This window comes from Exiguobacterium sp. s128 (assembly GCF_018618815.1).
GTDB lineage: Bacteria > Bacillota > Bacilli > Exiguobacteriales > Exiguobacteriaceae > Exiguobacterium_A > Exiguobacterium_A antarcticum.
Genome location: NZ_JACSMT010000062.1, coordinates 1 through 10,293, shown reverse-complemented (window position 1 = coordinate 10,293; position 10,293 = coordinate 1). Strand labels below are relative to the sequence as shown.

Here is a 10,293-nt window from a genome sequence, read left to right as displayed (position 1 = left end):
TGGCTACCGAAACCTCGAACGATTCTTTTTGAGATTGCGCCTTGAGCTTGGTCGTTAAAATAGCAACCACGTGTTATGGTGATGAGCCACAACACTTGAAGGGATGGATTTCGATGGCAGGAAAAACAAGACAACTTTTACCTGGATTAACCGGGGGCATCATCGGTGCCGTACTTACCGCAACGGTCGCCTTTCCGATTTTAATGGATCAAGAACAACAGGTCGCGGATACTCCACTTTCAAACGGCATGCCAAAACAAGTTTCGACGACGACCAGTGATCCCGTGACGAACGCCGTCGCTACTGCGCAAAAATCCGTCGTGACGGTCACGAATTATCAGACTGGGAATTCGATAAACCAAGAGGACGCCGCGAGTGGTTCCGGCTCAGGTGTCATCTATAAAAAATCAGACGATCAAGCGTACATCATCACAAACCATCATGTCGTCGATGGGGCAAGTAAACTGGAAGTGACCTTGAACAACGGAAAAACACTCACGGCAAAACTACTTGGGAGTGACGAGACGTATGACCTTGCCGTCCTTGAGGTGGATGCTAAAGACGTCCCTTCCGTCATCACACTCGGAAAATCGGCTGACTTAAAAGCCGGACAAACCGTCCTTGCGATCGGCAATCCGCTTGGTGAGTTCCAAAACTCCGTCACACGGGGAATCGTCAGTTCCAACGACCGGACCGTCCCTGTCGATACGAACAAAGATGGACAGGATGACTTCAATACGACGGTCATCCAGACCGATGCCGCCATCAACCCGGGGAATTCCGGTGGCGCCTTGATCAACGAACAAGGTCAACTGGTCGGGATCAACTCGATGAAGATTGCCGAGAGTGGCGTCGAAGGGGTTGGTTTCAGTATCCCGATTGACGATGCCTTACCGATCCTCAAACAGCTTGAGACAAATGGTGAAGTCAAACACCCGACACTTGGTGTTTCCCTGCAGGACGTTTCGGCTTTCCCGGCCGGCTACCTGCTCGAACAAGTTAAACTGCCCGAGTCCCAAAAAACAGGTGTCGTCGTCATGTCGATTGAACCAAACAGTCCGGCAGCCTCCGCTAAATTAAAAACAGGTGATGTCATCACTAAAATCAACGATGAAACGATCAAAAGTTTTGTTGACATTAAAACAGCCCTCATCAAATCTGACGGCAATGTCACCTTAACCATCATCCGTGATGGCAAACAACTGACTGTCTCGACTCAAACGACGACGACGGATCAACTGTAAACAATTAACAAGGTACGTTTCAACCCCCTCCTATATCGGGTATTGTTTTATAACAATATTGATTGGGAGGCTTTTTTATGTATGATTTGATTGGCGTAGGAATCGGACCGATGAACTTAGGCTTAAGTGCCCTTGCTCATCCGACACCTCTGCGGACGTTATTTTTTGATGAAAGCGAACAATTTTCCTGGCATCCGGGAATGATGATCAAGGATTCGATGATGCAGACAAGTTTTATTTCTGACCTCGTCACGCTCGCTGATCCGACGAGTCCGTTTACGTATTTAAACTACTTGCGATCCATCAATCGCTTGCATACGTTTTATTTTTATGAAAAATTACTTATTTCACGCCAAGAGTACAATGCCTATTTAAAATGGGTCTCGACCCAACTAGAAGACCTACACTTTTCGACACGTGTGATCGACATCCAAGATACGGGTGACAGTTATGAAGTGCTCGTCGAAGAAGTCACGACCGGGAAACGGACGACATACGAAACACGTAACGTCGTGCTCGGAACCGGCGCAAAACCTTCGATTCCGTCTAGTTTTGACGAAGGAGTCATTCATAACACCCAATATGTCATGGAAAAAGAACATTTACTGAAACAAGCTAAAGTCAGTATCGTCGGTTCCGGTCAAAGCGCCGCTGAAATCTTCCTCGACTTGTTGACGAGTGACCGCCCGAAGGCATTTGAACTGGAATGGATTTCCCGGTCGACGATCTTCGAGACACTCGAGACCGGAAAACTCGGTGAAGAAATCTTTTCCCCGAGCTATGTCCAGTATTTCAACAGCCTGCCGCTCGCGACCAGACAAGAAGCCGTCGCAAAATTCGCTCGCTCGCAAAACGGGATCAGTCCGGAGACGCTACAAGCCATCTATGAACATTTGTATGACTTACCGCGTGATGAAGTCCAACGTATCAAGATCCGGGCGAACTTAGAAGTTGATCAGATTACGCACGAAAATGACTTTACGATCTCGATGCGTCATACGGAACTAAACGACCAGCGGACTTCAAACACAGCAGCCGTCGTCGCGGCAACCGGGTTCGTCCCGTCGCTTCCCCGCTTCACCCATCGACTCGATATCGAGTTCGAGGGCGAACAGGCATGGAAAGTCGATGCCAACTACCGGATCGGTCGGACACTCAAAACCGATCATCATCTGTATGCAACGACGAATCTCGAGTTATCACATGGTCCAGCCGCCGACAATCTCGGCATGTCGGTCTCACGAAATCAACTGATTTTAAATGACGTGGCCGGGAAAGCGTTATATCCGGTCGAGCAACATGCGACGTTCACCACATTTAACTAACGGTACACCAAACGACCCTCAACAAGTTTGCTGAGGGTCGTTTGGCTTTTTTTAGTCTGAACGAATTTCCTTGTTTATTGCGGTTTTTTTGTCAGTTCAAGCGTCGCTAAAATCAGCAAAGCCGACTGTAAGCGGCTTTTGCCTGATTTAGCGAGCAGGAGATGAAAGGCAATCAGCCAGTTGACTTCGTCGGAAAAACGGTTGCGGGACCGTTCCCGGTCGACAATCCGCGTCACATAAATCATATCGACCCGTTCCGTCGTTTCAAGTAACGCCAGTAACGGAAACAACCGATCCCAAATCCGAACTTCCCTTTCTTCCAGCATCTCACACCAAATCCGGATCCGCTTTTTTCGTGCGTCAAGTTCCGGTAACGCACCTAAAATCTGAGCAGTCATCAACCGTTCACTTGACGGGCTCATCCATTGTTCGAGCCATTTCTCTGCTTGTTCGACCGTTTCAAGGAACGACTCCGGCAAGGCTTTAGTCTCCATCAACGTCGACGTCACGACATATTGTTTCGCCAGATTGAGGACGGGATGGGTCTGTTTGAGTTGTTCGACGAGGGCAAATGCATCGATGCCTTGCTCACGGTTCAGGACTTCACTGAGGGCAAAAAAAGGGCGGACGGCCTTTTCTTTGATGAAACGCCGTTTGATATGTCGTTCCGCTTCGATCACTTTCTCGAGCAACCGATCCGGTTCTGTACTGTTGAGCTCAATGTGTGAAATCAACAACGGGGTATAGCGACTCCGTAAGGCAGAAAATCGGGTCGTCTTCCGTTTGACGATCTGCATCATCTGATCATATGCGTCTTTGTGAAAGGCCCTATCATGTATCGTATAGGACAAGGCAAAAAAACGATGGAAGTCATGTGAGGATTCTCCATGTAACGTCGAATAACTCTCATTGTAATTTTCACAAAATAATCCGTACATGTTCCCGTCCTCCCTTCTCTTATATGTTCCCGCTTCCTGTGAAATCATTCCGCTTTTCTCGGACGACTGACCAGCCTCACAAAAAAAGCCGGAAGCCTGCTTCATCTTGGCAGATGAGGAGACTCCCGGCTGATGTCAGACACGTTGTTTTTCAAGTAGACGCGAGAAGTAACCACCGTTCTCAACGAGCTCTTCATGTGTCCCATCTTCGACGATTCCATCTTTCGTGACGACTAAAATCCGGTCTGCCTGACGAATCGTCGCCAGACGGTGAGCAATGATCAGCGTCGTCCGGTTTTTAGACAGTTCGGCAAGCGACTCTTGAATGATTGCTTCTGTTTCCGTATCGAGCGCCGATGTCGCTTCGTCTAAGATCAACAAAGGTGGGTTCTTGAGAAACATCCGCGCAATCGCAAGACGCTGCTTTTGTCCGCCGGATAACTTCAAGCCCCGCTCGCCGATCTGCGTGTCATATCCGTCCGGTAAATCGGCAATCATCTGCCCAAGATGCGCCCGTTCCGCGGCCTCGATGATTTCCGCTCGACTTGCCGTCAAGTCTCCGTAGGCAATGTTTTCCGCAATCGTTCCAGAAAACAGGAAGACATCTTGCTGAACGATCCCGATTTGTTGCCGGAGCGATGCTTTTGTCATCTGCCGGATATCAATCCCGTCGATTGTGATTGCGCCGTCCGTGACATCATAGAATCGCGGAATTAAGGAACAAATCGTTGTTTTCCCTGCACCGGATGTTCCGACGAAGGCAATCGTCTGTCCCGGTTCGACCGATAAATGGATGTTATTTAGAATCAGACGATCCGCTTCATAACCAAAGCTGACATCATCAAAGCGAATCGCACCGCGCAAGGTCGAGACTGCAATCGCATCCGGTGCGTCCTTTAATTCCTCGTCATGGTCAATCATCTCGAGGAAACGTTTGAACCCGGCCATTCCTTTAGGGTATAACTCAAGGAGTGCCGTAATCTTATCGATTGGTTTTAGAAGAATATTCATATACAAAATGAAACCGACCAGTTCACCGTATGTGAGTTTTCCGTTGTAACTGAGATAGGCACCAACGACGAGGACGGCCAGCGTCATCAATCGGGTCGTCAAATAGATGCCGGATAGACTTGTACTCATGACTTTATACGCATTGATCTTCGACTGGCGGAACGTCACGTTGTCCTTTTCAAAGCGTGCCACTTCGTGGGCCTCGTTCGTAAACGATTGTACGACGCGAATGCCGGACACGCTGTCCTCGACCCGGGAATTGACTTCCGCGATGTTGCCGTACATCCGGTCCCACGACCGGTTCATCCGGACGTTGGCATAACTGATCAACCAGATCAAAAATGGCACAGCGATAATCGTGACGAGTGCGAGTCGAACGTTGATCGTCATCATGATCGAAAAGGCACCGAGTAACGTCATGACCGCGATGAAGGCATCTTCCGGACCATGGTGGGCCAGTTCACCGATATCAAACAAGTCATTCGTAATCCGGCTCATGATGTGTCCCGTTTTTGTATTGTCAAAAAAACGGAACGATTGCTTTTGGACATGTCCAAACAACTGACGCCGCATATCGGTCTCGATATTGATTCCGAGCTTATGACCAAAGTAGTTGACGACGAACTGCATCAACGTACTGATGACATACAACCCCAGTAATCCGACACTGACAAGAATGATCCAGTTGAGCTCGCCTTCCGGCAACAGCGTGTCGATGAACCATTTGACAGCGAGTGGGAATGCCAGTTCAAGCAGTCCAACGAACAAGGCAGATGAAAAATCGAGCCAAAACAATCGTTTATGCGGTATGTAATAGTGATAAAACCGTTTTAACATGCAAGTCCTCCTTTCAAATTACCTTTAGTGTACAGGATAATTGAAAATTATTCTCGTTTGCAAAACTCCTCTTTTTTTTGAAAACGAACTGAAAATCTTTCTCAAAAAATATATTTTTAAATCAGGTGAATCCCATCCTTCTTATGACAAAATGGTAACAATGATTCGATTTCAGATCGAACTGGATTCGTTATTTTGGAAGGGAGCCACACTACGTGAAAAAGACATTTCTCACTTTGACGACTCTTGCGCTGATCAGCTCAGCAACAGGCGTCGAAGCCGCATCAACGACACTCATCTTGACAGACAACGTCAATATCCGGACTGCTGCCACTACTTCCGCTCCTGTGATTACGACCCTCAAAAAAGGAACGACCGTCACAGCAGTCAAAAAAACCGGTTCATGGTACGAAATTCGCCACCAATCGAAAAAAGCATTCATCACCGCTGCTTACGTCAAAACGGTTCCTGCAAAAGCACCGACAACTACGACCTACATAACGAACACCTCAGCCGTCAATGTCCGGGAAAAGGCGACGACGTCTTCAAAATCGCTTGGTAAACTGGCGAAAAACGTCAATTTAACGGTCAAAAAGAAATCAGGCGACTGGTATGAAATCAACTACAAAAACAAGCCGGCATTCGTCCATACGACACTCGTCACGGCCAAAACATCGACAGTGACGACCGGTTCAAAACCACCCGTCACGACACCCGTCACACCCCCGGTTTCGACAGCCGTCAAAGCGGTCGACTCGTCAAAACAATATGAAGTCAATGCAAAAGAAGGATTAAACGCCCGTCTGTCTGCTTCGACGACAGGCAAGATTTATAAAACATTACCACACAAAACCGTCTTGAAAGTCACGGGCGCAGTCGATTCCTGGTACCAAATCCAACTTGATGGGAAAAATGTCTACGTCGCATCCAGTTATGTCTCTGCGACGGCAAAAGAAACCCCGCCTGCACCAGGTGTCTCTGTCACACCGGTCGATCAATCAAAATCCTATAAAGTCAATGCACCAACCGGCTTGAACGTCCGGACGGCTCCTGCAACGACAGCCACAATCTTTACCCAACTGGCCCATGGCGCAAGCGTCCAAGTGTCCGGTGAAACGACTGGTACAAACGCTGGCTGGTACCAAATTAAAATCGGGGCGACGTATTATTATGTCGCGAAAAGCTATATCACGACCGGTTCCGTCACGGCTCCGGTAACACCACCGGTCACACCGCCAACGACGACGGTTCCAGCGTCTGGCATCATGGAAAAAGCCATCTCGATCGGACAACAGTATCTCGGGACACCGTACGTCTGGGGTTCGAGCAGTCCGGTCAACGGCGGATTCGATTGTTCCGGCTTCATCAACTATGCATTGAACACGGCCGGCTACAAAGTCGCCCGGACCAACGTCAACGGCTACTGGAACAATGACGGTTACCTCGGTCAAAAGTTATCGAAATTACGCCAACCGGTCCGTGGAGACATCATTTTCTTTGAAAATACGTACGCAGCCGGCCCGACTCACATTGGCATCATGTTGAACAACGATCAGTTCATTCATGCCAACACACCGTCACTCGGCATCAGTCGCCTGTCTGAAAAATACTGGACACAAAAGTTACTTGGTTTTAAAGCACTTTAATTCAAACAGCCTCAACGAGAACCCATCTCGCCAGGGCTGTTTTTGATTAAACAGAAAAAACGTCCACCTCGGCAAGCTGAGATGAACGTCCTTATCAGGTTAAACTGTTGCTTTGACTGCGTCCATGATCAGACGGAGTGATTGTTGTTTCGCTTCCTTGTCAGCAATCATCGAAGCGATCATCACTTCATCCGTTCCGTAAGAGTCCGCGAGATTTTGCAACTGACGGGCGACGTCTTCCGGGTTTCCGACGATCATCCGTTTCCGGTTTTCGGCAATCCGGAACTGATCCTGGAATGAGTACTGGTAAGCGGCGGCTTCCTCCGGAGTCGGTGTACCTGTTGACGAGACACCTTTCTCAAGCAGGAGCAACGACAGATCAAGACTCGAAGCCAAACGTTCCGCCTCTTCCGTCGTTTCAGCACACGTCACAAAAATCGAAACAAGTGTCTGCGGCGTCTCGTTGAACGATGTCGCCATGAAATTATGACGGTAATAATCCATCACGTCTTGACCACCCTGTCCGTTGATGAAGTGGGCAAACGCGAACCCGAATCCACGTTGCGCGGCATTCAAAGCACTGCCACCGCTTGAACCAAGCAACCAGGCTTCCGGTGTCGTGTCGACTTCCGGTGTCGCGACAAGTCCCGCGAAACGATGGTCCGCCGGTGCCCCGTCTTTTAAGTAATCGACGAGGTCATCGAGTTGCGCACCGTAGTCGGCACCGCCGAATCGCGGCGACGATCCTTCTTGAAGTGCACGTGTCGCAAGCGGCATACCGCCCGGTGCGCGACCGAGTCCAAGATCAATCCGGTTCGGAGCAAGTCCTTCTAAGACACGGAAGTTCTCGGCGACTTTATATGGACTGTAATGCGGTAACATCACTCCGCCTGAACCAAGACGAATCTGTTTCGTGACGGCTGCCATGTAGGCGATTAAGACTTCCGGACTTGATCCGGCAAGCGTCTTCGCAAAGTGGTGCTCCGACACCCATAAACGTGTATAACCGAGTTCATCGGCAACTTTCGCAAGGTCAACCGTTTCATGTAAAGCTTCTGACGGCGTCTGTCCTTTTGAGACCGGCGACTGGTCTAAAATACTTAATCTCATCTGTAATCTCTCCTCTAGTGTTGACTTCATGTCTAAACTGTACGCCTGTCTGATAATCGAATGCAATTAAACTGCCTGTTTACCGGATGGCGACGTTTTCAATTTATAAATCAGGGAACATTCTTAAAGTAGCCGCAACAAAAACTTAAAGGATGAGGTGTTTTTCATGTCAACGAATCATACATCAAACCAAGAAGCCGTCGAAACGGTCAAAAAATTGATCGATAAAATCGAAACAGCGATGCTGACGACGGTCTCAGATGAGGGACTCGTTTCACGTCCGATGCAGACTCAGGATATCGAGTTCGATGGCGATCTCTGGTTCCTTACATCAAAAGATACAGGTAAATATAATGAAATTCTTAAAAATCCGAACGTCAACGTCGCCTATGTCGATAAATCGTACGTCTCGATTCGCGGGAAAGCCGAATTCGTCGAAGACATCAATCGTAAAAAAGAACTCTGGAGTCCACGTTACGAAGCCTATCTCGGAACGACCTATGAAGATCCAAAAGTCGTCTTGATCAAGGTGAATACCGAAGGCGCTGAATACTGGGAGACAGGAAATACGACGAAATCCGTCAAACAACTGTTGAAAAAAGCGGTTGGGAACGACGACTCAAACGAAATCAACAAAACAGTCGATTTAACATGACTCCATGACATTTGGACCATCTCACCCACGGGTGAGATGGTCTTTTTTTGTTCAAATTGGTTTTCAGGAGGTCATCTGGTGTAACATACTACTATTAGTAATCAAGTTTGTTAGCTAAAGGAGACACATCATGGGAGAATTCATTACGTTATTAAAACGGGGCAATCGCTCTGCCCTGACCGCCGCGATCGTCAATACGGTCATCGCCATCATCAAAGCTGTCGCTTACGTCTTAACGGGAAACGTCGCGATGTTTGCTGAGATGATGCATACGATTGGTGACGCTGCTAATCAGTTTTTTGTCTTCATCGGTTCCGCCCTCAGTAAGAAAGCACCGACAAAACGGTTCCCGAACGGCTTTGGCCGCCTCGTCAATCTGGTCTTGCTCGGCGCGATCTTATTCGTCGGCATCATGGCATATGAAACGATTCATGAAGGCATTGCCCACATCATCGAACCGACGGAATCGACCGGCTTTTGGATTACACTATCCGTCCTGTTCGTCGGTGTCGTCCTCGAAAGTGGTGTCTTTTATAAGGCGATGCAAGAAATCGCACATGATGCCCGCCTGACGACGAAAGGTCCGAAGTTGATCCTCGATAGTTTCCGTGCCTTGAAACAAGCAAAACCGGCGACCCGACTCGTCTTCCTCGAAGATCTGGTCGCAACAGCAGGTGGGCTTGTCGCGATGATCGCCGTCATCATCTCCCATCTGACACCGTTCCACCAGGCAGAAGGCGTCGCATCCATCATCATTGGTTTAATGATGTTTTACGTCGTCGGTAACGTCTTTTTACAAAATGCCGCTGGTGCACTCGGAGAAGCCGATGAGACGATGTCGGCACGGCTTGGTGGTCTCATCCTGCAAGATGCCGACGTGCGTGACATCAGTAAGCTTGAAGTCATCAAGGAAGGCGATCATTTCCATGTTGAAGTCGAGATTGAAGTCGATCCATCGTTGACGATTGCTGAAGCCGATGACATCAAGGATCGGCTCGAACTACAAATCCGGCTCCAACAAGGGATTACGGACGTGACGATTGGATTTGATGAGGACGATAAGATTCAACAATATATTTCCTCGACCAACGAAACACCGTGATTCCGTTTACCTTGGAGGTCGTCCAAGTCATCCGTTCGATTCCGCCGGGGCGGGTCATGACATACGGCCAGGTCGCCCGTCTTGCCGGAAATCCACGTGCTGCACGCCAAGTCGCTCGGATTCTTCACAGCCTCAGTCGGACGGAACAATTGCCGTGGCATCGTGTCTTGAATGCAAAAGGCGAAATTTCACTCGACGGTGAGGAACAGCAATTGGTACTTGAAGCCGAAGGAATCGTCTTTGAATGCCGGGGTAAATTGTCCTTAGCCCGTTATCAGGTTGAAACAGACTAAAAAAGGAAGCGAACCGCATCTCCCGATGCGAATCGCTTCCTTTTTTTTGGCTCATCACCATAAGGTGTGGTTGACACATAAAATCCATCGGATTTTAAATCGAACATAGAAAAAAAGCGAAAACCCCGGTAT

The 10,293-nt window shown here is 48.6% G+C and carries 9 protein-coding genes; 6 read left to right on the top strand and 3 right to left on the bottom strand.

All coding sequences use genetic code 11. The annotated features are described in order from the left end of the window. The first annotated feature begins 113 nt into the window (after nt 1–113). Together KNQ13_RS14920 and KNQ13_RS14915 are read left to right on the top strand one after the other, a co-directional pair. Nucleotides 114–1,244, top strand: a complete 1,131-nt coding sequence (locus tag KNQ13_RS14920) for a S1C family serine protease (RefSeq protein WP_026831144.1) — start codon at nt 114–116, stop codon at nt 1,242–1,244. Nucleotides 1,245–1,321: 77 nt separating this feature from the next. Continuing rightward, entirely contained in the window at nt 1,322–2,569 is a 1,248-nt protein-coding gene (locus KNQ13_RS14915; RefSeq protein WP_026831143.1) for a lysine N(6)-hydroxylase/L-ornithine N(5)-oxygenase family protein, read from the top strand. Nucleotides 2,570–2,643: 74 nt separating this feature from the next. On the opposite strand, the gene KNQ13_RS14910 is transcribed toward KNQ13_RS14915, so the two are convergent. Together KNQ13_RS14910 and KNQ13_RS14905 are read right to left on the bottom strand one after the other, a co-directional pair. Continuing rightward, nucleotides 2,644–3,507, bottom strand: coding sequence for a DUF4003 family protein (locus KNQ13_RS14910; RefSeq protein WP_026831142.1), 864 nt, complete (start codon nt 3,505–3,507; stop codon nt 2,644–2,646). 135 nt (nt 3,508–3,642) lie between these two features. Further along, nucleotides 3,643–5,355, bottom strand: coding sequence for an ABC transporter ATP-binding protein (locus KNQ13_RS14905; protein WP_026831141.1), 1,713 nt, complete (start codon nt 5,353–5,355; stop codon nt 3,643–3,645). 215 nt (nt 5,356–5,570) lie between these two features. Between KNQ13_RS14905 and KNQ13_RS14900 the strand changes: the two genes are divergently transcribed. After that, nucleotides 5,571–7,001 carry a C40 family peptidase gene (locus KNQ13_RS14900; protein ID WP_026831140.1) on the top strand — a complete coding sequence of 477 codons (1,431 nt, stop codon included), beginning with the start codon at nt 5,571–5,573 and terminating at the stop codon, nt 6,999–7,001. Nucleotides 7,002–7,100: 99 nt separating this feature from the next. Here the strand turns inward: KNQ13_RS14900 and KNQ13_RS14895 are convergent, their stop codons facing one another. After that, nucleotides 7,101–8,111, bottom strand: a complete 1,011-nt coding sequence (locus KNQ13_RS14895; protein WP_026831139.1) for an LLM class flavin-dependent oxidoreductase — start codon at nt 8,109–8,111, stop codon at nt 7,101–7,103. A gap of 166 nt (nt 8,112–8,277) precedes the next feature. Between KNQ13_RS14895 and KNQ13_RS14890 the strand changes: the two genes are divergently transcribed. The 3 genes from KNQ13_RS14890 to KNQ13_RS14880 all read left to right on the top strand — a co-directional run bounded on the left by KNQ13_RS14890 (nt 8,278) and on the right by KNQ13_RS14880 (nt 10,161). Continuing rightward, complete coding sequence (locus KNQ13_RS14890) at nt 8,278–8,766, top strand: pyridoxamine 5'-phosphate oxidase family protein (protein WP_026831138.1); 489 nt, start codon at nt 8,278–8,280, stop codon at nt 8,764–8,766. Nucleotides 8,767–8,896: 130 nt separating this feature from the next. Further along, nucleotides 8,897–9,868: a cation diffusion facilitator family transporter gene (locus tag KNQ13_RS14885; protein ID WP_026831137.1), complete on the top strand. Its 972-nt coding sequence runs from the start codon at nt 8,897–8,899 to the stop codon at nt 9,866–9,868. Further along, nucleotides 9,865–10,161: an MGMT family protein gene (locus tag KNQ13_RS14880; RefSeq protein WP_026831136.1), complete on the top strand. Its 297-nt coding sequence runs from the start codon at nt 9,865–9,867 to the stop codon at nt 10,159–10,161. Before KNQ13_RS14885 ends, KNQ13_RS14880 begins: the two co-directional genes overlap by 4 nt. Nucleotides 10,162–10,293: the final 132 nt, after the last annotated feature.

Excerpts from the sequence above, each read along its gene's own strand:
- KNQ13_RS14920 (WP_026831144.1), top strand. The coding sequence starts at position 114 with ATGGCAGGAAAAACAAGACAACTTTTACCTGGATTAACCGGGGGCATC.
- KNQ13_RS14910 (WP_026831142.1), bottom strand. The coding sequence starts at position 3,507 with ATGTACGGATTATTTTGTGAAAATTACAATGAGAGTTATTCGACGTTA.
- KNQ13_RS14890 (WP_026831138.1), top strand. The coding sequence starts at position 8,278 with ATGTCAACGAATCATACATCAAACCAAGAAGCCGTCGAAACGGTCAAA.
- KNQ13_RS14905 (WP_026831141.1), bottom strand. The coding sequence starts at position 5,355 with ATGTTAAAACGGTTTTATCACTATTACATACCGCATAAACGATTGTTT.
- KNQ13_RS14895 (WP_026831139.1), bottom strand. The coding sequence starts at position 8,111 with ATGAGATTAAGTATTTTAGACCAGTCGCCGGTCTCAAAAGGACAGACG.
- KNQ13_RS14915 (WP_026831143.1), top strand. The coding sequence starts at position 1,322 with ATGTATGATTTGATTGGCGTAGGAATCGGACCGATGAACTTAGGCTTA.
- KNQ13_RS14885 (WP_026831137.1), top strand. The coding sequence starts at position 8,897 with ATGGGAGAATTCATTACGTTATTAAAACGGGGCAATCGCTCTGCCCTG.